Raw genomic sequence first — 24374 nt, forward strand, 5'->3', positions numbered from 1 at the left:
GCGCTCAGCGGCGGGTGGCGCAGGCGATGCAGGTCGTCACGGCCGGCAGTGCCTCCAGGCGCTCCGGTGCGATGGGCTTCCCGCATCGCGCGCACACCCCGTAGGTGCCCTTGTCGAGGCGCGCTGCGGCCCGGTCCAGCTCGTCGAGCTCGTGGCGGGCGTCCGCGAGCAAGCCCTGCACCTGGGCGCGCTCGTACGCGAGCGTCGCGCCCTCCGGATCGTGCTCGTCGTCGGTGCCGGTCCACGTCGAGACCTCGCCGATGGACTCCAGGTGGCGCTCCAGTGACCCGACGCGTGCCAGCGCGCTGGCACGCTCCTCGGCCAGCAGTTCCGACGCCGTCCGCGGCCCGGGCGGGGACGGCGCGTCCTGCGACGTCCGCTTGTTCATAACGAGGTGAACGCCGCCGCCCGGCCGCCTATTCCGCCGGTTCAGGCGTTGCGGTCGCCGCTGTGCGCCGGTTCCAGGGCATCGGCGGCCTCCGCCGGTGCCTTCGCCGTGGAGCGGGAGCGGAGCAGGCTCGCCGCTGTCGTCACCGCCAGGGTGAGCACGATGAAGCCCAGCGAGGTGGCGATGCCGATGTCCGGGACGGCGAAGCGGATCTCGTCGATGTGCGAGCCGTGCAACGCCTCGATGATCAGCTTCAGCCCGATGAAGCCGAGGACCACCGCGAGGCCGTAGCTGAGGTAGACCAGGCGGTCCAGCAGCCCGCCGATGACGAAGTAGAGCTGCCGCAGCCCCATCAGCGCGAAGGCGTTAGCGGTGAAGATGATGAACCCGTCCTTGGTGAGACCGAAGATCGCGGGCATCGAGTCGAGCGCGAAGATGACGTTGGCCAGACCGAGCGCGGTGACGACCACGATCATCGGCGTGAACATCCGCCGCCCGTCGACGCGGGTGGTCAGCTTGCCGCCGTCGTAGGTGTCGGACGTGGGCAGCACCCGTTGCAGTGCGCGGGTGATCGCGTTGTCCGGTTCCTCGGGCTCATCGCCGGCACCGTCCCTGGCGACCTTGATCGCGGTGTAGATGAGGAACGCGCCGAAGATGTAGAAGACCCAGTTGAAGGCGCTGAGGGCGGCGACGCCGGCGGCGATGCACACGCCGCGCAGCACCAGCGAGAGCACGATGCCGATGAACAGCACGCGGTGCTGGTGCTCCTTCGGCACGGCGAACCGCGACATGATGATGACGAACACGAAGAGGTTGTCGACCGAGAGGCTGTACTCGGTCACGTAACCGGCGAAGAACTCCGCGCCGCTGGTGGGCCCGGCGAAGACGAACAGGATGGCGCCGAAGACGGCCGCGAGGGCGACGTAGCCGGCGACCCACAGGCTCGCCTCCCGGACACCGACCGCGTGCGGGCGACGGCCGACGAACACCAGGTCGCCCACGATGAGAACGGCCAGCGCCGCCAGGGTCGCGATCCACACCCACATCGGGAAGTTCATCGGCACGTCACCTCCGTGCGCCAACGCGCGCCGGGACCGGACGCGATTCCAGCCCCGGACAGTTTGCATGCAGTATACTGTATGACTTCATTGCCGAATCGGATCATCGGGAGAATTCGACGCAGGCATCGGAAAAACTGCCCGATCGGAGCAGAACGCCCCAGCGAACAAGGCAAACTCACACCAACGGAATCATTCGGCCAACTTGGCGCGATTCCGACATTCAACTGCATAACCGCCTAATTCCCTTATCCACAAAGGACAAATGGCCGATCCGTACCGAGGGATCATCGACACCCGGCCGGGCGACGTCAACGTTGGCCCGGACACACCACCCCACCCGGACGGCAGGCGACCCCACCTGCACGCCCAGCGACGCGCCTCCGGAATGGTCCACAACAGACAGTGGAACCGAGGGGGCGCGCCGGGAGGAGCTCGGCGGCGGACAGGGTGGCGATTTCGCGCGCACCCCGGTCGCAGATCTCGGCAGCGTTCCCCAGGGCCGAACGGCCGGTGGCAAAAGCGGGCCGAGCGGCGTCGAATGGAGGCATGACCTCGGTACCGATCCCACGGCCGCGCGCCGCCGTGATCGGCCTGCTCGCCACCGCCGCCGCGCTCGGCGCGGGACATCTCGTCGCAGGCCTGGCCGCCGTCCCGTCACCGTTCGTCGCGGTGGGTGGCGCGCTGGTCGACCTGACGCCGGAGCCGGTGAAGGAACTGGCCATCGCGCTGTTCGGCACCGCCGACAAGCTGGCGCTGCAGACCGGGATGGTCCTCGTGATCGCGGCCCTTGCGGTCGTGGCAGGGCTGCTGTCCCGGCTGCGCTGGTGGCCGGGCGCGGTCGTGATCGGCCTGTTCGGGATGGCCGGTGTGGCCGCGGCGATGTCCCGGCCGGAGGGCGGCGTGCTCGCGGCGCTGACGTCCGTGGTGGTCGGCGTCGTCGGGTTCTGGTGGCTGCACCGGGCCGCCCGGCCCGGTGCCGAGGCCCCGGCCGAGGTGGACGCGAGCCGGCGGAAGTTCCTGATCACGTCGTCGCTGGTGGTCCTCGGCGCGAGCGCCGCAGGCATCGCCGGCGGCATCCTGCAGCGCGGCGCGGGCGTGATCTCCTCGCGGCTCGCGGCCGCCGCGCGCATCCCGAAGGTCCCGGAGCCGCCCATCCCGCCCGGCGCGGACTTCGTCCCCTCCGGCACCCCGACGTTCCTGACGCCGAACCGGGACTTCTACCGGATCGACACGGCGCTCGCGGTTCCGCAGCTCCGCGCCGAGGACTGGCGGCTGCGACTGCACGGCATGGTGCGGCGCGAGCTGGAGCTGACGTACGACGAGCTGCTGCAGCGCCGGGTGGAGGCCCGCCCGATCACGCTCACCTGCGTGTCCAACGAGGTCGGCGGCCCGCTGATCTCCACGGCGACGTTCGTCGGCGTGCCGGTGCGCGACCTCCTGCTGGAGGCCGGGGTGCGGCCCGGCGCCCAGCAGCTGTTCACCACCAGCGTCGACGGCTACACCGCGGGCACCCCGCTGGACGTGCTGCTCGAACCGGACCGGGGCGCGCTGCTGGCCGTCGGCATGAACGGCGAGCCGCTGCCCACCGAGCACGGCTTCCCGGTCCGCATGGTCGTTCCCGGGCTGTACGGCTACGTGTCGGCGACCAAGTGGCTGGTGGACGCCGAGGTCACCACCTTCGACCGGCAGCACTACTGGGAGCGGCGGGGCTGGGCCCGGCAGGCGCCGATCAAGACCGAGTCCCGCATAGACCGCCCGCGGCCGGGGAGAACGGTGCCCGCCGGTCCGGTGGTGCTGGCCGGGATCGCCTGGGCGCAGCACACCGGCATCGACCGGGTGGAGGTCCGCGCCGACGGCGGCGAGTGGCAACCCGCCGAGCTCGCCGCCGACGTCAGCCGCGACACCTGGCGGATGTGGCGCGCCACCCTGGACCTCCCGCCCGGCGATCACGTCGTGGAATGCCGGGCGACCGACCGGACCGGCAAGCCGCAGACACCGGAACACCGCTCGGTCGTCCCGGACGGCGCGACCGGCTGGCACGCCGTGCGATTCACCTGCACCGCATGACGGCTACGACTGGCGCGCCGCGACCTCGACGGCAGGCGCGGGTTCCCGCTCGGGCTCGGCGAGCATGGCGTAGATCGCCACGGACAGCGCCGCGCAGATGGCCGCGCTGGACCACAGCACGACCTGCCAGGCCCCGGTGAAGCTCTGCGTGACGAAATCGAAGAACTGGGGCCGGATTCCGGCCGGGAGCATCGACATCGGCCCGCCGAGGTCGCCGGAGTTCACGCTGTTGGCCAAGGCCTCCGGCGTGCCCGGGTAGAAGGGCGACCACCCGTCGCCGAGCCGGTTCCCCAGCAGGTCGACCAGCGCCGAACCGGCCGCCGCGATGACCACGGCCTCGCTGCCGAGCCGGAGGGTGTTGAGGAAACCCGCTGCGGCACCGGCGGATTCGGCCGGATCAGGCACAGCGCCACGAACCTCGTGCTGCGCAGCAGCGCCAGGTCGAACATCGGATGCCGCTGCCGCCGCTCGACGAGCACGAACAGCACCATCAGCAGCACCGATCCGGCGAGCAGCCCCAGCACGCCGGGACTTCCCCAGCCCCACTGCGGGCCTTCGACCACGCCGAGCATCAGCAGGAACAGGCCGGCGACGAACGTCGAGGTGCCCGCCCAATCCACTTTGGACCCCGACGCGCCGCGGGACTCCCGCAGGAACGGGACGGCGAGCAGCACCAGCAGCATCAGCAGCGCGTGCGAACCGAAGAACGACCGCCAGCCAGCAGGTAGAGGTGTCCGCGCTCGGCGGTGTCGAGCCGCAGCACGCGCGCGATGGCGTCCAGCACCTCGGCGGACACGTTGATCTCCCGGCCCTGCTCCAGCCAGGTGTACCAGGACGCGCCGACCCCGGCGAGCACGGCGACCTCCTCGCGGCGCAGCCCCGGCGTGCGCCGCCCGCGGCCGGTCGGCATCCCCACGTCCTCGGGCGTCAGCCGGGCCCGTCGCGAACGCAGGAACTCGCGCATCTCGGCACTGCGCCGCCCTCGGGCCGCTGCGGGAAGCCGCGAAACATCCATCCGCCCATGCTAGGAGCACGCCGTCAGAGCATGCCGAGAAGGATCGGGGCGGCGTTGGTCGCGCCGTGGACGACCAGCAGCGGCCACATCAGGCGGTACTTGCTCCACAGGTACCCGAGGAAGAGCCCCAGGACGCCTTGGTTGACGACGACCGAGGCGAGATCGACGCCGAGTTCACCGTTGCCCTGGATGGCGACGTGCCACACCGCCCAGAGCAGCGACGCGAGCACGATGGCGGGCCAGCGCCCGAGCAGGACCTCCCACCTGGTCTGCAGCCACCGCCGGTAGAAGACCTCTTCGAGGAAGCTGTTGATCAGGAAGCCCACCACCACCGCGACGATCAGCGTGACGAGATCGACGGTGAACGCCAGGTCGCTCGGCGGCATCGCCAGCGGGCCCGTGTAGCTGAGCACGAACCAGGTCACCACCGGGATCAGCGGACCCCAGTTCCGCCACGACCCCGGCTCTTGGAGCGCCGACGTCCGAGCCGCGCCCTTGCGGCGCAGCAGCCAGAAGGTCACCGCCGGAACTCCGAGCAACAACACCAGCTTCAGCACCATGTGAGCCGGTTCGCCGCCGCCGGCCGACCACAGCAGCACGGCGAAGAGCACGGCCGCCGCCGTGAGAACGGGCGCCTCGATGCGGACCACATTCCCCGCGGGCAGACCGGCCGGCTCCCGCCGGACATCCGGCGGCACGAGGCGGACGAGCACGATGCCGACGAGCACCGGAACCCAGCGGTGCCACAGCGGAATGGTGTCGTCGTGGTCGGCGGAGTACCTGATGCCCGTGTTGCCGGTCAGGAACAGCAGGGCGATGGCTCCGGCGAACACGGCCAGCCCCGCGAGGAGCACGACCGTTCCACCGGGCGCGCTCGCCCGCCGCAGTTTATTCAGCACAGCTGTACCGTAACGGTTACCGCACATCCGTGCTATAAAAATGGCATGCCGAAGCTCGTCGACCACGACCAGCGGCGCGCCGAACTCGTCCGTGCCGCGTGGGCCGTGATCAGCCGCGACGGCATCGAGGGCGCCACGGTGCGGAAGGTCGCCGACGAGGCGGGCGTCTCCGTCGGCGGGCTGCGGCACTACTTCGACAGCCAGCGCGGACTGCTCCGCTTCGCGGCGGAAGCGGTGGCCACCAACGCCGGCGCACGCCTCGCCGAGCACCGGCGCAACGAGCGACCCGGCATGCGGCGGGCCCAGCTGCTGCTGGAGGAGCTCCTCCCGCTCGACGACGAGCGGCGGGTGGAGGTGGACGTGTGGGCGGCCTGCCTGATGCGGGCGCGCGTCGACCACTCGCTCGACGGGCTGCGCAAGACCGCCTGGGAAGGCGAACGGCACGTCTGCCGGATCGCGGTCGCGGACTGCTGCGCCGTGCCACCCCCGGCCGCCATCGGCGACGAGCTCCCCGACGCCCGGCTGGAGCAGCTGGCCAGGCGCCTGCACGTCTTCGTGGACGGCATGACGCTGCAGGCGGCGACCTATCCGCACGAGCTCCCGGCCGCCGAGGTGCGCCGCCTGCTCCGCGCGGAGTTGGAGCTCGTTTCCGGCTCCGCGCGGGCGAAATCCCGGAAGGGCTGAGCGTCCACAAGAGACCGTCAGCCCGCGAGGCCGTCGAGTTCGGCCGCATTTCCGCCGCCGCTCTGGGCCAGGTTGCGCAGTTCCTGGAGGGCCACCGACAGCATCGACACGTCCGGCTCCGCGGCATCCTTCAGCAGCACGAAGGTTTCCCGGTACATCCGGACGCGGTCGGGGTTGCCGTCGAGCCAGGCGTCGACGAGCCGGTCCGGTGGCGACGATTCGTCCGCGCCGTGCAGCGCGGCGGCGGTGAGCCTGCGGCGCTGGGTGAGCAGGTCATCGCGCAGCGATGCCTTGGCCAGCATGGTCCAGTGCGAGTCGCTCGCCTGCTCCACCGCCTGTTCCTTCAGCCAGTCGAGGTCGAGCCGCTCGCCCAGCGCGAAGTACAGCCCGGCCGTCCACTCCAGGTCGCGGCCGGATGCCCACGAGATCTCCGCGATGTCCATGCCCGAGCACAGCGGGTCGAGCACGAAGACCCGCTCGCACAGCCGCTCCGGGACGCCGGTCCCGGCTAGCGCGGCGATCGCCCGCTCCACCCGCCGCCGCTCCCGCCCGGTGAGCCGGCCGCGCAGGGTGTGGGCCAACCGCAGCATCGCCGGCCGGAACCGCCGTACCTCGACCGCCGTGACGATCTCCCGGCGGTTGCGCAGCAACCACAGCGCCACCTGCTCGACGACCTCACGGACCGCAGCCAGCAGCTGCAATTGGGCATGAGCGTGCCGGGACAGCTCCAGGGCGTCGATCTCCGCCCAAATCGCGGGCAGGTCCAGCAGGTCGCGCGTCGCGACGTAGACCCGGAACGGCGCGCTGAGGTCCCCGGTGAGCTGCATCAGGCGGCGCAGCACCCCCGATCCCAGCCGGTTGATCATCTCGTTGGCCAGCACGGTCGTGGCGATCTCCCGGCGCAGCGGGTGGGCCTGGATCTCGTCGGCGAACTCGGTGCGCAGCGCCGCGGGCAGGTACTCGACGGTCCCGGCCATCACGTGCGGATCGTCCGGCACCGCCGAATCGAGCACCATCCGGTGGAACTGGTTCTTGCTGTGCGCGAGCAGCATGGCCAGCTCCGGCCGGGTCAATCCCAGCCCCAGGGCCCGCCGTTGGGCGATGACGTCGTCGTCCGGCAGCGACTCCAGCGCCCGGTCGAGGAAGCCCTCGCCCTCCAGGAATCGCATCAGCTGCAGGTTCCGGTCCAGGATGGTCTGGCCGAGCGCTTCGCTGACGCTGATGGACTGCGCCTGCCGGTAGTTGTCGGCCAACACCTGCTCGGCGACCTCGGCTTCGATTTCGGCGAGCAGCCGATCGCGGCGCTGCGACGGGATCCCACCGGCCGAATCCAGCAGGATCTTGAGGTTCACCTCGCGGTCGGAGATGTCGACGCCTGCCGAGTTGTCGATGAAGTCGGTGTTGATGCGGCCGCCGCGCAGGGCGAACACGATCCGGGCGGGTTGGGTGAACCCGAGGTTGCCGCCCTCGGCGACCACCCGCGCCCGCACCTGCTCCGCGTCGACCCGGGCACCCTCGTTCGCCCTGTCGCCGACCTGTGCGTTCGACTCCGCGGCGGCCTTGACGTAGGTGCCGATGCCGCCGTTGAACAGCAGGTCGACCGGCGCCCGCAGGATCGCCTGGATGAGCTCGTCGGCGGGCAGCGATGCCACGTCGACGTCGAGGACGCGTCGGACCTGCGCGGTCAGCGGGACCGACTTCGCGCTGCGGGCGAACACCCCGCCGCCGGGCGAGATCAGCGTCGGGTCGTAGTCCGCCCACGAGGAGCGCGGCAGGCCGGACAGCCGGCGGCGCTCGGTCCAGGACGCCAGCGGGTCCGGTGCGGGGTCGAGGAAGATGTGCCGGTGGTCGAAGGCGGCGACCAGTTTCACGGTGCGCGACAACAGCATCGCGTTGCCGAACACGTCGCCGGACATGTCGCCGATCCCGGCCGCGGTGAACTCGTCGCGCTCCGGGTCCACCCCCAGCTCGCCGAAGTGGCGGCGCACCGATTCCCAGGCGCCGCGCGCCGTGATGGCCATCGCCTTGTGGTCGTAGCCGCGCGAACCGCCCGACGCGAACGCGTCGCCCAGCCAGAACCCGTACTCCGCAGCGATCGAGTTCGCCAGGTCGGAGAACGCCGCGGTGCCCTTGTCCGCGGCCACCACCAGGTACGGGTCGTCGGAGTCGTGGCAGACCGTGTCCGCGGGCCGGAGCACCGCGTCGCCGCGGCGGTTGTCGGTGACGTCGAGCAGCCCGCGGACGAACATCGTGTAGCAGTCGCGCACTTCCGCGGCCACGGCCTCCGGGTCGGTGCTCGGCGGCGGTCGTTTGACGACGAACACGCCCTTGGCGCCCTGCGGCACGATGACCGCGTTCTTGACCATCTGCGCCTTCAGGAGGCCCAGCACCTCCGCGCGGAAGTCCTCCGGGCGGTCCGACCAGCGGATGCCGCCGCGGGCCACCTTCGCCGCGCGCAGGTGCACTCCCACCACGCGCGGCGAGTAGACGAACGTTTCCACGGCGGGCCGGGGCTCGGGCAGGAAGGGCAGCTTGCCCGGGTCGAGCTTGAGCGTCAGGTGCGGCTTGGCGCGGCCGTCGCGCCCGCGCTGGAAGAAGTTGGTCCGCACCGCCGCGAGCACCACGGTCCGCACGGCGCGCAGCACCCGGTCCTCGTTGAGGTGCACCACCGCGTTGAGTGCCGCCTCGACGCGGGAGTCCAGCGCGGCCTGCCGTCCGGGGTCGGCGACCGCCGGGTCGAAGCGGGTCCGGAACAGCGCCACCAGCAGCCTGGTCACCTCGCGGTGCGTGAGCAGCGTGCGCTCCACGTACGACTGGCTGAACGTGACGCCGCCCTGCCGCAGGTACGCGTGGATCGCGCGCAGCAGCACCACGTCCCGCCAGCCGATCCCGGCCTTCAGCACGAGCTGGTTGAAGCCGTCGTCCTCCGCATCCCCGCACCACACCGCGATGAACGCGGCCGCCACCAGGTCCCGGGCCACCGGGTCGGACAGCAGCGCGGAATCCCTCGGCAGCAGCTCGAACTCCTCGACCCGGACGGCACCGCGGCCCGCCGGGCGCACGTCGAACGGCCGGTGGTCGGCGATGCGCAGGCCCATGTTCTCCAACACTGGGAACACATCGGCGAGCAGCGCCGGACGCGGACTCGACCACAGCAGGGCGAACCGGGCGTTCGCGCCGGAACCCAGCAGCGGCAGCATCGTCAGCCGGGGCCCGGCATCGGGCCGGAACTCCTCCAGCGCGACGACGTCCAGGGCGGCTTGGCCCGCGGAGAACACGTCCTGGTACCCGGTGGGAAACGCCTCCGCGTACCGGGCGAACAACCGGCGCCCTTCGGCGGAGCCGTACCGATCCGCCAGCTGGACGCGGAGCTCGTCCTGCCACGACTCGGTCGCGGGAACGACCACCGCCACCACCCCCTCGACGAAACGAGGGCCGCATCGACGGTCCTGGCCCGAGTCTAGGCCGCCGCCACCGGGCCCACACCGCGCCGGACACCACCCGCCACGGCACAGCATCTCCGCCCCAGCCGCCCCGCCGACGGCCCCGGCCGTTCATCCACATCGGACGATCACCGAGCAAGCCCGGCTCACCGAACGGATCAACCCCATTGCGCCGACCGAGCGGCATCGCAGAAGCGCGCCCGGACACCGGCGCGACCCGCGATCAGGCCCGCCCGGCCGATTCCTCCGATTGATCGACGACTAATGGTGGTTCACTTGAGCCGAATAGCGGGCGAGCCGTAGATCAAAAGGACATGCCGTCGGACATCGGGCCGATCGAGAATCTTTCAAGGATTCCCAAAACAAAGTAAAAGATTTCTGGTATATACCAGTCATGGGTCACCCATTAGTACGAAACCGCTGCTCACGCGACTTTAAATGGAATACCAATTCGCCGACAAATTGGACAAAGAAGTTCATTAACCGCAGTCGCGCAAATCGGTCACCGAGATTTTTTCGCAATTAAAACGTGTGAAGTTTCCCATACTTAATGACGATGCGCGGCGGAAAGCGCGACCCTAGGTTGTGATCGCGGACCAACGCGGTATTCGCCGCGACGTTTCTCCGCGAGACCGGGAGAAGTGACCATGTGCGCAGCACCGATCCGGGATGCCGAAGGAGCACCCGGACGATTCCCCGAAGACCGGGCGGAAGGCACCGCCGGTGACGCACTGCTGAGACTGGGCCGCCTGGTGTCCAAAGCGGACACCTCCGCGGACCTGCGCGCGGTGTACCGCAGGGGCGGCCGCGAGGGCGACGTCTTCTACCGCGACCGGTGGAGCCACGACAAGGTGGTGCCCTCCACGCACGGCGTGAACTGCACCGGCTCCTGCCGGTGGAACGTGTACGTCAAGGACGGCATCATCACCTGGGAGGCGCAGGACACCGACTACCCGAGCGTCGGCCCGGACCGGCCCGAGTACGAACCGCGCGGCTGCCCGCGCGGCGCCTCGTTCTCGTGGTACTCCTACTCCCCCACCCGCATCCGCTTCCCGCACGCCCGCGGCGTGCTGGTTGAGATGTACCGCCAGGCCCGGCGGGAGACCGACGATCCGGTCGCCGCCTGGAAGTCCATAGTGGATGATCCGGAGCGGCGGGCGCGCTACCAGCGGGCGCGCGGCAAGGGCGGGCTCGTCCGCATCACCTGGGACGAGGCGGTCGAGATGATCGCCGCCGCGCACGTGCACACCATCGCCGCGCACGGCCCGGACCGGATCGCCGGGTTCTCCCCGATCCCGGCGATGTCGATGGTCTCGCACGCGGTGGGCTCGCGGTTCATGGCGCTGATCGGCGCGCCGATGCTGTCGTTCTACGACTGGTACGCGGACCTGCCGGTCGCCTCGCCGCAGGTGTTCGGCGACCAGACCGACGTGCCCGAGTCCGCGGACTGGTGGGACGCCGCCTACCTGATGATGTGGGGCTCCAACGTGCCGGTGACGCGCACCCCGGACGCGCACTGGATGACCGAGGCCCGTTACCGGGGCCAGAAGGTCGTGGTCGTCTCGCCCGACTACGCCGACAACACCAAGTTCGCCGACGAATGGCTCGCGCCGCACCCAGGAACCGACGCGGCGCTGGCGGTGGCGATGGGGCACGTGGTGCTCAAGGAGTTCTTCGTCGACAACCCGACGCCGTTCTTCACCGACTACGTGCGGCGCTACACCGATCTGCCGTTCCTGGTCAGCCTCGTCGAGCGCGGCGGCGGGCTCGTGCCGGGCAAGTTCGTCACCGCCGCCGACCTCGGCCGCGAAGGCGGGCACGAGGAGTGGAAGACGGTGCTCCTCGACGACGCGACCGGCGAACCCGCGGTGCCCAACGGATCCATGGGATTCCGCTGGAACGACGGCGAAACCGGGCGGTGGAACCTCGACCTCGGCACCGTGGCACCGCGGCTGAGCCTGCACGGCCACGACGCCGAAGCGGTCGAGGTGATGCTGCCCCGCTTCGACGCCCCGGACGGCACCGGCGCGGCGGTCACCCGCGGCGTCCCGGCGACCCGGCTGCGCCCGGACGGCCCGCTGGTGACGACGGTCTTCGACCTGCTGCTCGCGCAGTACGGGGTCGGCCGCGAGGGCCTGCCCGGCAGCTGGCCGACCGGCTACGACGACGCGGACCAGCCCGGCACGCCCGCCTGGCAGGAGCAGATCACCTCGGTGCCCGCCGCGCGGGCGGCGCGGATCGCCCGCGAGTTCGCCGACACCGCGATCCGCTCCAAGGGCCGGTGCATGATCCTCATGGGCGCGGGCACCAACCACTGGTTCCACTCCGACGAGGTGTACCGGACGTTCCTGACCCTCCTGATGCTCACCGGCTGCCAGGGCCGCAACGGCGGCGGCTGGGCGCACTACGTCGGTCAGGAGAAGGTCCGGCCGCTGACCGGCTGGGCCACGCTGGCGTCCGCAGCGGACTGGCAGCGCCCGCCCCGCCAGATGATCGGCACCGCCTGGTTCTACCTGCACACCGGCCAGTGGCGCTACGACGGGCTCACCGCGGACGCCCTCGCCTGGCCCGGCGCGGCCGGGACGCTCGCCGGCGCAACGGCCGCCGACTGCCTCGCCCGCTCGACGCGCGCGGGCTGGATGCCGTCCTACCCCACCTTCGACCGCAATCCGCTGGACCTCGCCGACGAGGCCGAGGCCGCCGGGCTCGAACCCGTCGAGCACGTCGTGCGGGAACTGCGGGAGGGCCGGCTCGGTTTCGCGGGCGAGGACCCGGACGCGCCGGCGAACTGGCCGCGGGTGCTGACGGTGTGGCGCTCCAACCTGCTGGGCTCGTCGGCCAAGGGCAACGAGTTCTTCCTCAAGCACCTGCTGGGCACCGACGCGGCGGCGCGCTCGACCGAGCCCGAACAGCCGCCCGCCGAGGTGCACCGCGCCGAGGCGGCCGAGGGCAAGCTGGACCTGCTGCTGTCGCTGGACTTCCGGATGACCAGCACCACGCTGTTCTCCGACGTCGTGCTGCCCGCCGCCACCTGGTACGAGAAGCACGACCTGTCCTCGACGGACATGCACCCGTACGTGCACTCCTTCAACGCCGCCGTCGACCCGCCGTGGCAGTGCCGCACCGACTTCGACGCGTTCCACGCCATCGCCGCGAAGTTCAGCGGGCTCGCCGAACAGCACCTCGGCGTCCGGCGGGACGTGGTGGCGACCGCGCTCGGCCACGACACCCCGGGCGAGGCGGCGCAACCCGGCGGCGTGCTGCGCGACTGGCGCAGCGGCGACGTCGACCCGGTTCCCGGCCGCACCATGCCGACGCTCACCGTCGTCGAGCGCGATTATCCCGCGGTGGCCGCGAAACTCGGCGCGGTCGGCCCGCTGCTGGACAAGCTCGGCACCACGACCAAGGGCTACACCGTCGAGGTCGGCCCGGAGCTGGCGTGGCTGGCCGAGGCCAACGGGGTCGCGGCAGGCGGACCCGCCGCCGGCCGCCCGCGGCTGGACACCGACCGCCGGGCCGCCGACGCCATCCTCGCGCTGTCCGGCACCACCAACGGCCGGCTGGCCAACGAGGGCTTCCGGGTGCTGGAAGAGCGGGTCGGCCGCGACCTGACGCACATCTCGACCCACCACACCGGACACCGGGTGACCTTCGCCGACACCAGGTCCCGGCCGGTGCCGGTGGTCACCAGCCCGGAGTGGTCCGGCGACGAGTCCGGCGGGCGGCGCTACTCGCCGTTCACCATCAACGTCGAACAGCTCAAGCCCTGGCACACCCTCACCGGCCGCCAGCACTTCTTCCTGGATCACGACTGGATGGCCGAGCTCGGCGAGCAGCTGCCGCTGTACCGGCCGCCGCTGGACCTGCACCGCCTGGCCGGCGAACCGCGGCTCGGCCCGGACGGCACCGCCGAGGTGGTGGTGCGGTACCTGACGCCGCACTCGAAGTGGTCGATCCACAGCGAGTACCAGGACAACCCGATCATGCTGACGCTCTCCCGGGGCGGACCGACTTTCTGGATGAGCCCGGCGGACGCCGCCGCCATCGGAGTCGCCGACAACGACTGGGTGGAGGCCGTCAACCGCAACGGCGTCGTGGTCGCCCGCGCGGTCGTGTCGCACCGGATGCCCACCGGCACCGTGTTCATGTACCACGCGCAGGACCGGACGGTGAACGTGCCGAAGAGCGAGACCACCGGCCGGCGCGGCGGCATCCACAACTCGCTGACCCGCGTGCAGATCAAGCCGACGCACCTCATCGGCGGCTACGCGCAGCAGTCCTTCGCGCTGAACTACCACGGTCCCACCGGGAACCAGCGCGACGAGATCACCGTCATCCGCCGCCGCAACCAGGCGGTGGAGTACTGACGCGGAGCGTCAAGAAGGAGTACTGATGCGCGTCATGGCACAACTGGCCATGGTGATGAACCTGGACAAGTGCATCGGCTGCCACACCTGCTCGGTCACCTGCAAGCAGACCTGGACCAACCGGGGTGGCGTCGAGTACGTCTGGTTCAACAACGTGGAAACCCGCCCCGGGCAAGGATATCCGCGCCGCTACGAGGACCAGCGGCAGTGGCGCGGCGGCTGGGAGCTCGACCGCCGCGGCCGGCTGAAGCTGCGCGGCGGCGGCCGGCTGCGCAAGCTCGCGACGCTGTTCGCCAACCCGGACCTGCCGGAACTCGACGACTACTACCAGCCCTGGACCTACGACTACCGGATGCTGCTCGAAGCGCCGCTGGGCGACGACACCCCGGTGGCCCGCCCCACCTCGGCGATCACCGGGCGTCCGGCCAACGTCCAATGGGGACCGAACTGGGAGGACTCGCTGGGCGGCACGCCCGAGCACGGCGAGGCGGATCCGGTGGTGGCGAAGCTGCGCACCGAGCTGGGCACCCGCATCCGGTTCGAGTTCGAGCAGTCGTTCCTGTTCTACCTGCCGCGGATCTGCGAGCACTGCCTCAACCCGTCCTGCGTCGCGTCCTGCCCGTCCGGCGCGATGTACAAGCGCGCCGAGGACGGCATCGTGCTCGTCGACCAGGACCGCTGCCGCGGCTGGCGGATGTGCGTTTCCGGCTGCCCGTACAAGAAGGTCTACTTCAACCACAAGACCGGCAAGGCCGAGAAGTGCACCTTCTGCTACCCGAGGATCGAGGTCGGCCAGCCGACGATCTGCTCGGAGACCTGCGTCGGGCGGCTGCGCTACATCGGCGTGCTGCTCTACGACGCCGACCGGGTCGGCGAGGCGGCGGCGGTGACCGACGAGCACCGGCTCTACCCGGCGCAGCGCGATCTCTTCCTCGACCCGGACGACCCGGAGGTGACAGCGGCGGCCGAGCGGGCGGGCATCCCGCACGACTGGGTCCAGGCGGCCCGGCGCTCCCCGGTCTACGACCTGATCTGCCGCTACCGCGTCGCGCTGCCGCTGCACCCGGAATACCGCACCATGCCGATGGTCTGGTACATCCCGCCGCTGTCGCCGGTGGTGGACGCCGTCGCCGAGACCGGGTTCGACGGCGAGGACGCCGGGAACCTCTTCGGCGCCATCGACGCGCTGCGCATCCCGATCGAGTACCTAGCCGAGCTGTTCACGGCAGGCGACATCGGCCCGGTGCGCGACTCCCTGCGGAAGCTCGCGGCGATGCGCTCCTACATGCGGTCGGTGAACCTGGACGAGCCGCCGGACGAGGGTCCGGTCCGGGCGGCCGGGCTGGACATCGCGGAGCTGCGGTCGATGTACCGGCTGCTGGCCATCGCGAAGTACGACGACCGCTACGTCATCCCGACCGCGGGCATCGGCGACGCGCACGAGCTGGAGGCGCTGGCGACGACGTGCAGCCTGGACACCGACGGCGGCCCCGGCATGGGCGGCCTGCGCTCGGGCAGCACCGACCTGGTCGTGTGGGACGAGGGCGGGCGTCCGGAGGGCATGTTCCCGACGCTGCGCGGGGAGAAGCCGTGAGGCGCCGCCGCCTGGACGCCCGGTCGCGCGCGTTGGTGCGCCAGATCGCCGCGTGGTGCCTGCACTACCCCGACGCCGAGCTGGCCGGGCGGATGGGCCTGCTGCGGGAATCCCTCGGCGAGATCGCCGGGACCGACCCGGCGCAGCACCTGCGCCGCATCCTGGATCACCTCGCGGGAACACCGGCGCAGGAGGCCGAGCAGCACTACGTCGAGGTGTTCGACGTCAGTCCCCGCCGCGGGCTGTACCTGACCTGGTACGTGCACGGCGACACCCGGTTGCGCGGTGGCGCGCTGGCCGAGCTGGCGGGCCTCTACCGCTCGCACGGCTACCGCGTCGGCGGCGGTGAGCTGCCGGACTACCTGCCCGCATTGCTGGAGTTCTCGGCCGCCGAGCGGCGCGAAGGCGAGCGCCTGCTCGGCCGGTTCCGGCCGGCGATCGAGGTGCTGCACCGCAAGCTGGCCGAGCTCGGCACGCCCTACGCCGCGGCCGTGCAGGCGGTGCTCGACGTCGTGCCGCAGCAGCGCGAACGCGACGTCGTTCCCGCGCAACCGCCGACCGAGCAGGTCGGCCTGCAGCCCTTTTCGCTCACCCTCCAGGAAGGCCGCCGATGACCAGCCCGATCGATGTGGTGCTGTGGGCCGTGCTGCCGTACGTCGTGCTCGCCGTGTTCATCGGCGGCGCGGTGTGGCGGTACCGGTACGACAAGTTCGGCTGGACCACCCGGTCCAGCCAGCTGCACGAATCCCGCCTGCTGCGGATCGGCAGCCCGTTGTTCCACTACGGACTGCTGTTCGTCGTCGGCGGGCACGTGCTCGGCCTGGTGGTGCCGAAGTGGCTCACCGAGCTGTTCGGCGTGACGGAGTCGAACTACCACCTGGTGTCGCTGGGCATGGGCACGTTCGCGGGCTGCGCGGCGCTGGCCGGGCTGCTGGTCCTGCTGTGGCGGCGGCTGCGCAACCACGCGGTGCGCGCCGCGACCAGCCGCAGCGACCTGTTCACCTACACCGCTTTGACGGCCACGATCTGCCTCGGCCTGTGGACGACCGTTATCGACAACGGCGTCCGCGGCCCGTACGACTACCGCGAGACGATCGGGCCGTGGTTCCGCGGGATCTTCCTGCTGCAGCCGCACCCGGAGCTGATGGCGCACGCACCGCTGGACTACCGGCTGCACGCGCTGCTCGGCCTCGCCCTGTTCGCGCTGTGGCCGTTCGGCCGGCTCGTGCACGCCTTCAGCGCACCGGTGCACTACCTGTTCCGCCCCTACGTGGTCTACCGCAGCCGCAGCGGCGACCGCGTGGGCACCAGGCAGGCGCCGCGCGGCTGGCAGCGGCTGTAGCGCGGATGATCTGGCAGCGCGTGCCGCCCGAATCCGGCGCGGCGGTGATGGGCCTCGGGGTGATGTCGGTCGCCGGGCACCTGGCGGGTTTCCCCGTGCTGTCGGCGGTGCTGCTCGCGGTGGCCGCGGTGCTGTGGGCACTGCTGGGCGCGGCGTTCCTGGCGCGGCTGGTCTTCGACAACGAGCGATGGAGGTCGGAGGCCGGCCGGCCCGGCGCCCTGACGTGCGTCGCCGGGACCGGTGTCCTCGGCCTCGCCCTGGTCCTGCACGGCTGGCCCACCGGCTGGATCTTCCTCGTGCTGACGGCGCTGCTGTGGTCGGGGCTGATGCCCCTGGTGCTGCGCGGCCTGGCCACCCCGACGGTCGGGGTGAGCTTCCTGGTCTGCGTCGGCACGCAGTCGCTGGCGGTGCTGGCCGGTCAGCTGGCCGCCGACGCGCGATCTCCGTTCCTGCTCGCGGTTTGCGCGATCTCGGCGGCGATCGGCCTGGCGCTCTACGTCCTGGTGCTCGTCCGGTTCGACTTCCGGCAGGTGGCCCGCGGAGCGGGTGACCACTGGGTCGCCGGCGGGGCGCTCGCGATCAGCACGGTGGCCGTCGCCAAGCTGCACGCCGCGGTGCGGGAGCTGGCCGCACCGGCCGAGCTCGCCACCGCGGTGCGCGCGATCGGCATCGCGCTCTGGGCGATCACCATGTGCTGGTACGTGGTGCTGGCGGTGGCGGAACTGCTGGCGCCGCGCCTGCGCTACGACTTCCGCCGCTGGGCAACGGTCTTCCCGCTCGGCATGACGTGCGCGGCGAGCTTCGGCACGGCCGCGGCGACGGGCATGGTGTGGATGGCCGACGCGGCCCGGATCCTCCTGTGGCCGGCCCTGGCGGTCCTCTGCCTGACGGCTTGGGGCACCATCCACGACCTCACTTCCCGATGACGCGCCCCATGCTGGTCAACGGCCTTCATGCCGGCTGGGGCCGGGAGTGGGAACGGCCGCGATGGCGCTCACGACAGGCTCCCGGTCGTGATCCGTGCTTTTCGCTTCCGCAAGGCGGAATCCACACCGGCGTCACCGGTGGCTCGTATGCTGCCGGCTCGTGACCGCCTCTCGCCGGAGCAATGTCGTCATCGCCCTCGCCGCGGCGCTGATCTCGCTGCTGCCGCACACCGCGCAGGCCGCGCCGCACCGCGGCATCGACGTCCTCGACTTCAACATCCACACCGGCATCGGCGCCGACGGGCGGCTCGACCTGGCCCGCACCGCCGAGGTCATCGCCGGCGCGGACGTCGTCGGTCTGCAGGAGGTCGACGTGCACTGGGCGGCGCGCAGCGAGTACGCCGACCAGGTCGCGCAGCTGGCCCGGATGACCGGCATGCACTCCTACTTCGCGCCCATCTACGACCTCGATCCGGAGCCCGGGCGCACCGAGCGCCGCCGGTACGGCGTCGCGCTGCTGAGCCGGTTCCCCATCATCCGGGCCGAGAACCACGAGATCACCCGGCTCTCCACGGTCGATCCCGAGCCGGTGCCGAAGCCGATGCCCGGCTTCGCCGAAGCCGTCCTCGCGACTCCCGGCGGGCCGACCCACGTCTACGTGACGCACCTCGACTACCGGCCCGATCCGGCCGTCCGGCGGACGCAGGTCGCCGAGACGATCCGCATCCTGGACCAGGATCCGCCGCACGCCCGGCAGCTCCTGCTCGGCGACTTCAACGCCGGGCCCGACGCGCCGGAGCTGGCGCCGCTGCTGGCGCGCATGCGGGACGGCTGGACCACCGCGAACGGACCGGGCGGCGGGCTGACGTTCCCCGCCGCGGCTCCCGAGAAGCGGATCGACTACGTGACCTTCGCCGGGCGGCTGCGCGCGACCCGCGCCGAGGTGCCCGACACGCAGGCCTCCGATCACCGGCCGGTGCTCGTGACCATCGCGGGATAGGCCTTCCTACTCTTCCCGCCCGGCCGCGGCGGTTGGGAGACTCTCCTCCCGAACGCCGACGACGTCGGAAGGGAGCTGGGGGCGATGTCCGACGCGCGTTTCGAACTCAACCACCGGGAGCGCGCCGCGCTCCAGGCGGTGGCCGCGGGGCGGGTGAAGATCACCTGCAGCTGCGAGCCCGATCTGTTCATCGACGGTGTGGCCTTCTGCGATCAGCAGACGGCGCACCGTCTCGTGCACCAGGGTCTGATGCGCCCGGCCGCGCCCGGCGTGCCCGGCGAGCTGGTGGCCGCCGAACTCACCGGGCCGGGGATGGAGAGGCTCGGTACGGCTGTTCCAGGGTGAGCGCGTGGAGCAGTTCGACGGTGCGCTCGGCCGCCGGGTGCTCCGCGATCGACTTCTTGACCGCCACGCTGATCCGCCGCATCGGGGTCGGTGACACCACGGGCACCGAACGCAGCCCGGCGGGCAGGTACCCGATGCCCAGCCCGGGGATCACCGTGATGCCGATTCCCGTTGCCACGAAGGGGATCGCGGTCTGGTAGTCGTGCGTCTCCACGACGAACCGCGGGGCGAACCCGGCCTCCGCGCAGGCCCCGAGGAGCACCTGGCGGCAGGCGCCCTCGACGATGTCGTTGTCGACCCAGCTCCGCTCCGCCAGCTCCGCCAGCGGCACCTCGGCGCGCTGCGCGAGCGGGTCGTCGTCGCGGACGACCGCGAGGTACGGGTCGTCGATGAGCCAGTGCACGTCGACCAACGGGGAGTGCTCGGTGTCCGGGTACTCGACGAAGATGTCGATGTCGGGTTCGGCGTCGACGATGTCGGTCATCCGCAGGTCGAGCCGCAGTTCGGGGAACTCGGTGCGCAGCGCGGCCACGAGCGCGGGCAGCCAGGTCGCGCCCGCGGAACCGAAGTAGCCGATGGAGAGGCTGCCTACCCGGCCGGCGCGCAGATCGCCGACGACGCCTTCGACCCGGCTTAGGGCCTGGAACAGCGGTTCCGACTCGGTCGCGAGCGTGCGGCCGGCCTCGGTCGGTTCGATGCCCCGGCCGACCCGTTCGAACAGCCGGAGCCCGGTCTCGCGCTGCAGCGAGGCGAGCTGCTGGCTGACCGCTGATGGCGTGTAGCCGAGCGCCTCCGCGCTCGCGCGGATAGATCCCGTTGCGACAACTGCCCGCAGAACGCGGAGCCGAGGTACGTCGAGCATTCCCTGACTGTACAGGTGAGCTTAATCATTGTGCAGAACTAATCGCTTGTCCTTGCCAATCGGGCTGGCGACGATAGCTGGCGTGACCGGACAGCTCCAGATCTCCGAAACCGCCCCGGCCGGGGCACAACGCGGCAAGGCCGCCGCGGCCGTCATCGTGACCGTGCTGCTGTGGGCGTCGGCGTTCGTCGCCATCCGCGGCATCGGCGAAACCCTCTCCCCCGCGCCGATGGCGCTGATCCGGATCGCGGTCGCCGCCGCCGCGCTGACGATCCTGGTGCTGGTCCGGCACCGCGGCTCCGCGCCGGTCCCCCGCAACCGCCGCACGCTGACGCTGATCGCGGTGTACGCGGTGCTGTGGCTCGCCGGGTACACGGTCGTCCTCAACGCCGCCGAGCGGCACATCGACGCGGGAACCGCCGCGCTGCTGGTGAACATCGCGCCCCTGCTGATCGCGTTCGGCGCGGGGCTGTTCCTCGGCGAGGGCTACCCCAAGGCGCTGGTCGCCGGCTCCGTGGTGGCGCTGGGCGGCCTGTCGATCATCGCGCTGGGTTCCTCCGGCGACCGGGACTGGCTCGGCGCGGCGCTCTGCGTGCTGGCCGCCGTCCTGTACGCGGCGGGGGTGCTCGTCCAGAAGGCCGCGCTTCGCGGGGTGGACGGCACGATCGCGATCTGGCTCGGTTGCCTCGTCGCCACCGCGGTGCTCCTGCCGTGGACCCCGCAACTGATCGCCGAACTCCAGGCGGCGCCCGCCGGCGCGATCCTCGCCTCCGTCTACTTGGGACTGTTCCCGACCGCGATCGGCTTCACGACGTGGGCCTACGCCCTCCACCGGATGCCGGCGGGCAGGCTCAGCGCCGCGAGCTACGCCGTGCCGGTGGTGTCGATCCTGCTCTCCTGGCTGCTGCTGGCGGAGATCCCGACGGCATACGGCCTGATCGGCGGGGCGATCTGCCTCGTCGGAGTCGCCATCGCCCGCCGCTCCGGCCGCTAGCGCCGAGAACCGCCGCTTTCGCGCGAAATCGGCGGCGCCAGTGCGGGTGGGTCGGCGGTTTCGCGCGAAATCGCCGACCCACCCGCGCGCGTCGGGTGACGCACAGCCTCGTTGACAAAGTGACGCCATCTGAGCAAATGTTCAGTTCGGTGGGGCCTGGGCACGCCGGGCCGGGCGGACGGGAGTTTGCGGCATGACCGATGGCGGCGCACCAGCGGCCGGGACCGGGTTCTTCTCGTCCGTGGACGACGTGTCCGCGAAGCTGGCCGAGGCCGGCTACCTCGCTTCGACTGCGGTCGCCACCACCGTGTTCCTGGCCGACCGGCTCGGCAAGCCGCTGCTGGTCGAGGGCCCGGCCGGGGTCGGCAAGACCGAGCTGGCCAAGGCCGTCGCGCAGGTCGGCGGCGCTCGCCTGGTCCGGCTGCAGTGCTACGAGGGCGTCGACGAGGCCCGCGCGCTCTACGAGTGGAACCACGCCAAGCAGCTGCTGCGGATCACCGCCGGACGCGACGAGACCTGGGACGAGGCACGCACCGACATCTTCAGCGAGGAGTTCCTGCTCGCCCGGCCGCTGCTGACCGCCATCCGAGGCGACGAGCCGACGGTGCTGCTGATCGACGAGACCGACAAGGCCGACGTCGAGGTGGAAGGCCTGCTGCTGGAGGTGCTCAGCGACTTCCAGGTGACGGTGCCCGAACTGGGCACGATCACCGCGGCGCGCCGCCCGTTCGTGGTGCTCACCTCCAACGCGACCCGCGAGCTCTCCGAGGCGCTGCGCCGCCGCTGCCTGTTCCTGCACATCGACTTCCCCGATGCCGAGCTGGAGCAGCGGATCGTCCGGCTCAAGGTGCCCGGGCTCGAGGACGCGCTGGCCGATTCGCTGGTCGAGGTGGTCGGCGCGCTGCGCGGGATGGAGCTGCGGAAGGCGCCGTCGGTGGCTGAGACCATCGACTGGGCCCGCACGCTGCTCGCCCTCGGCGCGGACAGCCTGGACGAGGCGATCGTCCGCGACAGCCTCGGCGTGATCCTCAAGCACCAGGACGACGTCCGCAAGGCCGCCGAGAAGCTGACCGTGGGATGACCGAGCCGATCAACGGCCTCCCCGAGCGGCTGACCGGGTTCGCCCAGGCGCTGCGGTCCCACGGGATCCGCATCGGGCCGGGCGAAACCGTCGATGCCGCCGCCGCGCTGGACGTGCTCGGCCTGGCCGACCGGGAGCGCATCCGCGAGGGCCTCGCCGCCGCGCTGCTGCGCACCGACCGGCAGCGCGCGGTGTTCGACGCGACCTTCGACCTCTACTTCCCGCTCGGCGTCGGCCGTCCCGAAGGCACCGGGGACGAGCAGGACCTGGAGCAGCGGCTGGTCGAGGCGCTCGCGGCCAACGACCGGTCGGCGATGACCCAGCTCGCCGGTGAAGCGGTGGACGCGCTCGGCCGGTTCGGGTCGGGCGACGGGCCGCAGGGCTGGTCCGCGCACCAGACGCTCGACCGGCTGCAGCCGCAGACGCTGCTGGCGCGCGTGCTCGCCGCGATGCGGGCCGGCGAGGCCGCCGACTTCACCGACCGGCTCGACCGGGACGAGATCCGCCGGCGCATCGAGGACTTCCGCAACCGGGTGCGCACCGATGCCCGCCGCCGCTCGGCCGAACTGCGCGGCACGGAGCAGATCGCGAAGCACGCCATCGCGCCCAGCGCCGACCAGATCGACTTCCTCAACGCCGGGCGCGAGCAGCTCGCCGACCTGCGCCGCGCGGTGCAGCCGTTGGCCCGCAAGCTCGCCACCCGGCTCGCGGCGCGCCGCCGGCAGGCCGCTCGCGGCCGGATCGACCTGCGCCGGACGCTGCGCCGTTCGCTGTCCACCGGGGGTGTGCCGCTGCGCCCGGCCTACCAGCGGCGCCGGCCCGGGCGACCGGAAATCGTGCTGCTGTGCGACGTTTCCGGATCCGTGGCGGGCTTCGCGAACTTCACGATGCTGCTGGTCCAGGCGCTGCACGACCAGTTCAGCAAGGTCCGGGTGTTCGCCTTCGTCAACCGCACCGACGAGGTGACCGGCCTGATCACCGGCGGCTCGGCCGACCCGGTGGAGCTCGGCCGCCGCATCCTCACCGAGGCGGCGGTGACCGGCTGGCACGACAGCAGCGACTACGGCGCCGCCCTGGGCGAGTTCGCCGAACGCCACCTGGACGCGGTCGGCCCGCGCACCTCGGTGCTGGTCCTCGGCGATGCCCGCACCAACGGCTGGGACCCGAACCTGGCCGCGCTGGGGCAGGTCGTCGACCGGGCGCGCCGCGTGTTCTGGCTCAACCCCGAGCCGACGGCCCGCTGGTCGACCGGCGATTCGGCGGCCCACGCCTACGCCGGGGTCGTCGAGATGCACCAGTGCCGCAACGCCCGCCGCCTCAGCGAACTGGTCGCCCGCCTGCTCCCGGTCTGAACGGCTGCTCCGCTACCCACACCGCCGCAGGCCGAGTTTGGAACAGGCTCTAGCAGGCGGCGCGCTCAGCCCCAGGTGAGCGGGTCCAGGTGCAGGTAGAACCGCTGCCGGTCGGGGTCGAGCTCGATGCCGTACCGGCGGGCGAAGGTCTCGTCCGCGACGGACGCGCTGCTCTCATCGGGCCACGTTTCGCGGGAATTGGCTAGCAGCAGCGCGATGTCGGCGTAGGGGTCGGCCGTGCCGAGCCTGCCGAGGTCGATGAAGCCCGCCACCTCCATCGCATCCGGGTCGAGGATGATGTTGGGCAGGCACAGGTCTCCGTGGCAGACCACGGTCTCCGCGGCTTCCTGTTCGAGCCGCTGCGGCAGCTGCGGGGCCAGGTCCGCGAGCAGCGCGACGGGCTCCTCCTGCTGCTGCTCCACCGGCAGGAACTCGGGATTGACCGCGCCGCGCGCGACGACGTCCTGCGCGATCGCGAACATCTTCGACAGGTCGCGGCTGAACGGGCAGGAGTCGGCGGGCAGTTCGTGCAGGCGTCGCACGGCATCGGAGATGGATTCCCAGGCGCGGGCGAGGGATTCGGCCGGAACCGCGTCCGCGGGCACGCCCGCCACCGCGCTCGTCACCAGGCACGCGCCCTCATCACCGGCGCTCCAGTCGAGGACGCGAGGGCCGGGAATCCCGTTGGCGCAAAGCCATTCGGCCTTGTCCCGTTCCTGTTCGAGCTCTCCGGCCTGGTCAGCCGCGGCGCACTTGGCGTAGCGCGAGCCGTCCGCGGAGCGGAAGGTGCCGGCACCCGACTCCCCGCTCAGGACGGGATGCCACTCATGGCCGGCGGGAAGCACGGCGCGCAACGATTCGGACATATGCCCGACCCTATCGGAGACCGGAAATGCGGTGTCGCGTGGTCGAATCCGGGCTGGACGGCGATCGGGAGGCGCTAGCTTGGTGCGG

At 71.5% G+C, this 24374-nt stretch carries 20 protein-coding genes and 1 pseudogene; 12 read left to right on the top strand and 9 right to left on the bottom strand.

Going from position 1 to position 24374, the window contains the following annotated elements:
• Window positions 1-4 precede the first annotated feature (4 nt).
• Both AB0H93_RS08070 and AB0H93_RS08075 read right to left on the bottom strand, forming a co-directional pair.
• Window positions 5-388, bottom strand: a complete 384-nt coding sequence (locus AB0H93_RS08070; protein WP_358569262.1) for a TraR/DksA C4-type zinc finger protein — start codon at window positions 386-388, stop codon at window positions 5-7.
• A gap of 41 nt (window positions 389-429) precedes the next feature.
• Window positions 430-1515, bottom strand: coding sequence for a TerC family protein (locus AB0H93_RS08075; RefSeq protein ID WP_358569264.1), 1086 nt, complete (start codon window positions 1513-1515; stop codon window positions 430-432).
• A gap of 480 nt (window positions 1516-1995) precedes the next feature.
• On the opposite strand from AB0H93_RS08075, the gene AB0H93_RS08080 reads away from it, so the two are divergent.
• A complete protein-coding gene (locus AB0H93_RS08080) occupies window positions 1996-3516 on the top strand; it encodes a molybdopterin-dependent oxidoreductase (RefSeq protein WP_358569267.1) in 1521 nt (506 codons plus the stop codon).
• A 3-nt stretch (window positions 3517-3519) separates the two neighbouring features.
• Here AB0H93_RS08080 and AB0H93_RS08085 read toward each other — a convergent pair whose 3' ends face one another.
• The 4 genes and pseudogenes from AB0H93_RS08085 to AB0H93_RS08100 form a co-directional block, all read right to left on the bottom strand.
• Window positions 3520-3753, bottom strand: coding sequence for a hypothetical protein (locus AB0H93_RS08085; RefSeq protein WP_358569270.1), 234 nt, complete (start codon window positions 3751-3753; stop codon window positions 3520-3522).
• Window positions 3738-4199 carry a hypothetical protein gene (locus AB0H93_RS08090; protein WP_358569272.1) on the bottom strand — a complete coding sequence of 154 codons (462 nt, stop codon included), beginning with the start codon at window positions 4197-4199 and terminating at the stop codon, window positions 3738-3740. The genes AB0H93_RS08085 and AB0H93_RS08090 overlap by 16 nt, the downstream gene beginning before the upstream one ends.
• 29 nt (window positions 4200-4228) lie before the next feature.
• Window positions 4229-4531: pseudogene (locus AB0H93_RS08095) on the bottom strand (helix-turn-helix transcriptional regulator); the annotation flags it as partial.
• A 23-nt stretch (window positions 4532-4554) separates the two neighbouring features.
• Window positions 4555-5430 carry a CPBP family intramembrane glutamic endopeptidase gene (locus AB0H93_RS08100; RefSeq protein ID WP_358569275.1) on the bottom strand — a complete coding sequence of 292 codons (876 nt, stop codon included), beginning with the start codon at window positions 5428-5430 and terminating at the stop codon, window positions 4555-4557.
• A gap of 45 nt (window positions 5431-5475) precedes the next feature.
• Between AB0H93_RS08100 and AB0H93_RS08105 the strand changes: the two genes are divergently transcribed.
• A complete protein-coding gene (locus AB0H93_RS08105) occupies window positions 5476-6114 on the top strand; it encodes a TetR/AcrR family transcriptional regulator (protein ID WP_358569278.1) in 639 nt (212 codons plus the stop codon).
• A gap of 17 nt (window positions 6115-6131) precedes the next feature.
• Here the strand turns inward: AB0H93_RS08105 and AB0H93_RS08110 are convergent, their stop codons facing one another.
• Complete coding sequence (locus AB0H93_RS08110) at window positions 6132-9521, bottom strand: NAD-glutamate dehydrogenase domain-containing protein (protein ID WP_358569281.1); 3390 nt, start codon at window positions 9519-9521, stop codon at window positions 6132-6134.
• A 683-nt stretch (window positions 9522-10204) separates the two neighbouring features.
• Here AB0H93_RS08110 and AB0H93_RS08115 point away from each other — a divergent pair.
• From AB0H93_RS08115 to AB0H93_RS08145, 7 genes are all read left to right on the top strand, one after another.
• Window positions 10205-13924 (top strand): nitrate reductase subunit alpha, encoded by a 3720-nt coding sequence (locus AB0H93_RS08115; protein ID WP_358569284.1) that lies wholly within the window; start codon window positions 10205-10207, stop codon window positions 13922-13924.
• Window positions 13925-13949: 25 nt separating this feature from the next.
• On the top strand, window positions 13950-15518 hold the full coding sequence (gene narH / locus AB0H93_RS08120) for a nitrate reductase subunit beta (RefSeq protein ID WP_358569287.1): 1569 nt from the start codon (window positions 13950-13952) through the stop codon (window positions 15516-15518).
• Window positions 15515-16132, top strand: a complete 618-nt coding sequence (gene narJ, locus AB0H93_RS08125; RefSeq protein ID WP_358569290.1) for a nitrate reductase molybdenum cofactor assembly chaperone — start codon at window positions 15515-15517, stop codon at window positions 16130-16132. Before narH ends, narJ begins: the two co-directional genes overlap by 4 nt.
• On the top strand, window positions 16129-16860 hold the full coding sequence (narI, locus tag AB0H93_RS08130) for a respiratory nitrate reductase subunit gamma (RefSeq protein WP_358569293.1): 732 nt from the start codon (window positions 16129-16131) through the stop codon (window positions 16858-16860). The genes narJ and narI overlap by 4 nt, the downstream gene beginning before the upstream one ends.
• A 5-nt stretch (window positions 16861-16865) precedes the next feature.
• Window positions 16866-17786 (top strand): tellurite resistance/C4-dicarboxylate transporter family protein, encoded by a 921-nt coding sequence (locus AB0H93_RS08135; protein WP_358569296.1) that lies wholly within the window; start codon window positions 16866-16868, stop codon window positions 17784-17786.
• A gap of 160 nt (window positions 17787-17946) precedes the next feature.
• Window positions 17947-18786, top strand: coding sequence for an endonuclease/exonuclease/phosphatase family protein (locus AB0H93_RS08140; protein ID WP_358569299.1), 840 nt, complete (start codon window positions 17947-17949; stop codon window positions 18784-18786).
• 84 nt (window positions 18787-18870) lie between these two features.
• Complete coding sequence (locus tag AB0H93_RS08145) at window positions 18871-19131, top strand: hypothetical protein (RefSeq protein WP_358569302.1); 261 nt, start codon at window positions 18871-18873, stop codon at window positions 19129-19131.
• Here AB0H93_RS08145 and AB0H93_RS08150 read toward each other — a convergent pair.
• Window positions 19085-19993, bottom strand: coding sequence for a LysR family transcriptional regulator (locus AB0H93_RS08150; protein ID WP_358569305.1), 909 nt, complete (start codon window positions 19991-19993; stop codon window positions 19085-19087). The genes AB0H93_RS08145 and AB0H93_RS08150 overlap by 47 nt on opposite strands.
• A gap of 82 nt (window positions 19994-20075) precedes the next feature.
• On the opposite strand from AB0H93_RS08150, the gene AB0H93_RS08155 reads away from it, so the two are divergent.
• From AB0H93_RS08155 to AB0H93_RS08165, 3 genes are all read left to right on the top strand, one after another.
• Window positions 20076-20987: a DMT family transporter gene (locus AB0H93_RS08155; protein WP_358569308.1), complete on the top strand. Its 912-nt coding sequence runs from the start codon at window positions 20076-20078 to the stop codon at window positions 20985-20987.
• A gap of 193 nt (window positions 20988-21180) precedes the next feature.
• Complete coding sequence (locus AB0H93_RS08160; RefSeq protein ID WP_358569311.1) at window positions 21181-22068, top strand: MoxR family ATPase; 888 nt, start codon at window positions 21181-21183, stop codon at window positions 22066-22068.
• Window positions 22065-23420, top strand: a complete 1356-nt coding sequence (locus AB0H93_RS08165) for a VWA domain-containing protein (RefSeq protein WP_358569314.1) — start codon at window positions 22065-22067, stop codon at window positions 23418-23420. The genes AB0H93_RS08160 and AB0H93_RS08165 overlap by 4 nt, the downstream gene beginning before the upstream one ends.
• Window positions 23421-23485: 65 nt before the next feature.
• Here AB0H93_RS08165 and AB0H93_RS08170 read toward each other — a convergent pair whose 3' ends face one another.
• On the bottom strand, window positions 23486-24286 hold the full coding sequence (locus tag AB0H93_RS08170) for an APH(3'') family aminoglycoside O-phosphotransferase (RefSeq protein WP_358569317.1): 801 nt from the start codon (window positions 24284-24286) through the stop codon (window positions 23486-23488).
• Between the last annotated feature and the right edge of the window lie 88 nt (window positions 24287-24374).

The sequence above is a fragment of the Saccharopolyspora sp. NPDC050642 genome (assembly GCF_040654735.1).
Taxonomy (GTDB): Bacteria; Actinomycetota; Actinomycetes; order Mycobacteriales; family Pseudonocardiaceae; genus Saccharopolyspora; species Saccharopolyspora elongata.

Bases quoted from the DNA above. Each gene is read 5' to 3' on its own strand.
- AB0H93_RS08070 (WP_358569262.1), bottom strand. From the start codon at position 388: ATGAACAAGCGGACGTCGCAGGACGCGCCGTCCCCGCCCGGGCCGCGG.
- AB0H93_RS08075 (WP_358569264.1), bottom strand. From the start codon at position 1,515: ATGCAAACTGTCCGGGGCTGGAATCGCGTCCGGTCCCGGCGCGCGTTG.
- AB0H93_RS08080 (WP_358569267.1), top strand. From the start codon at position 1,996: ATGACCTCGGTACCGATCCCACGGCCGCGCGCCGCCGTGATCGGCCTG.
- AB0H93_RS08090 (WP_358569272.1), bottom strand. From the start codon at position 4,199: ATGCTGCTGGTGCTGCTCGCCGTCCCGTTCCTGCGGGAGTCCCGCGGC.
- AB0H93_RS08105 (WP_358569278.1), top strand. From the start codon at position 5,476: ATGCCGAAGCTCGTCGACCACGACCAGCGGCGCGCCGAACTCGTCCGT.
- AB0H93_RS08115 (WP_358569284.1), top strand. From the start codon at position 10,205: ATGTGCGCAGCACCGATCCGGGATGCCGAAGGAGCACCCGGACGATTC.
- narH (WP_358569287.1), top strand. From the start codon at position 13,950: ATGCGCGTCATGGCACAACTGGCCATGGTGATGAACCTGGACAAGTGC.
- narI (WP_358569293.1), top strand. From the start codon at position 16,129: ATGACCAGCCCGATCGATGTGGTGCTGTGGGCCGTGCTGCCGTACGTC.
- AB0H93_RS08135 (WP_358569296.1), top strand. From the start codon at position 16,866: ATGATCTGGCAGCGCGTGCCGCCCGAATCCGGCGCGGCGGTGATGGGC.
- AB0H93_RS08145 (WP_358569302.1), top strand. From the start codon at position 18,871: ATGTCCGACGCGCGTTTCGAACTCAACCACCGGGAGCGCGCCGCGCTC.
- AB0H93_RS08150 (WP_358569305.1), bottom strand. From the start codon at position 19,993: ATGCTCGACGTACCTCGGCTCCGCGTTCTGCGGGCAGTTGTCGCAACG.
- AB0H93_RS08160 (WP_358569311.1), top strand. From the start codon at position 21,181: ATGACCGATGGCGGCGCACCAGCGGCCGGGACCGGGTTCTTCTCGTCC.
- AB0H93_RS08165 (WP_358569314.1), top strand. From the start codon at position 22,065: ATGACCGAGCCGATCAACGGCCTCCCCGAGCGGCTGACCGGGTTCGCC.
- AB0H93_RS08170 (WP_358569317.1), bottom strand. From the start codon at position 24,286: ATGTCCGAATCGTTGCGCGCCGTGCTTCCCGCCGGCCATGAGTGGCAT.